Here is a 799-nt window from a genome sequence, read left to right as displayed (position 1 = left end):
CGACCAGCACCTGGTTGGCGTGCCAACCCAGCATGTGGGACACCATGTGCTGCATCTCGGTCGGATGCTGCGTCGAGCACCACACGTGCATGCCGTTGTCTTCCTTCGGCACGGCGTACGAGATCTGGCTTTCGAGATAGAACTGCTCCTGCCCGCCCAGCGACATCTTGCCGGCTTCGGAGTGGGGCGCTTCGGCGATGCGCTCGGCCGGCTCACCACGCTTGAGGTGCATCGGCGGCAGCACCGACTTGCCCGCGGCGCGAGCCTCTTCAGGCGTCAGCAGCGGAGGCAGGACTTCGTATTCGATATTGCCCAGACGCGCCGCACGGCGCGCCGCATCGTGCGACGTGGCGACCACGATGAACATCGGCTGCCCGACGAAGTGCACCGTGTCGGTTGCGAGGATCGGATCGTCGTGAATGATCGGGCCGCAATCGTTCGTGCCGGGGATGTCGGCCGACGTGAACACCGCCACCACGCCCGGCGCGGCCTTCACGCGGTCCAGGTCCATGTTGACGATGCGCGCATGCGCCTGCGTGCTCATGCCGAGCGCCGCGTGCAGCGTGCCGGCCAGCTCAGGAATGTCATCGGTGTAGGTGGCGGTACCCGCAACATGCAGGTGTGCAGACTCATGCGGGCGCGACACGCCGACCACAGCGCCGCGCTGGCCAGACACGGCTCCAGCAATATCGGCTTCCGCCAGCAGGAAGGCTTCGGTTTGCTTGTTCATGTTCTTAGGCTGCCGTGAGGGTATTCAATTCGACCGCGCGCACGTTGATCTGTTCGGGCGCGAGCGGCG

General features: G+C 65.6%; 1 protein-coding gene. It reads right to left on the bottom strand.

Annotated features, from left to right (window positions below; genetic code table 11):
* Nucleotides 1-730, bottom strand: a 730-nt coding sequence (locus D1614_RS27960) for a molybdopterin cofactor-binding domain-containing protein (RefSeq protein ID WP_147384378.1), incomplete at its 3' end; no start/stop codon positions are given.
* Between the last annotated feature and the right edge of the window lie 69 nt (nucleotides 731-799).

The sequence above is a fragment of the Maribellus luteus genome (assembly GCF_003576475.1).
GTDB lineage: Bacteria > Bacteroidota > Bacteroidia > Bacteroidales > Prolixibacteraceae > Draconibacterium > Draconibacterium luteum.
Note: the sequence above shows the minus strand (reverse complement) of the source record. Positions and strands in the feature narration are given on the sequence as shown.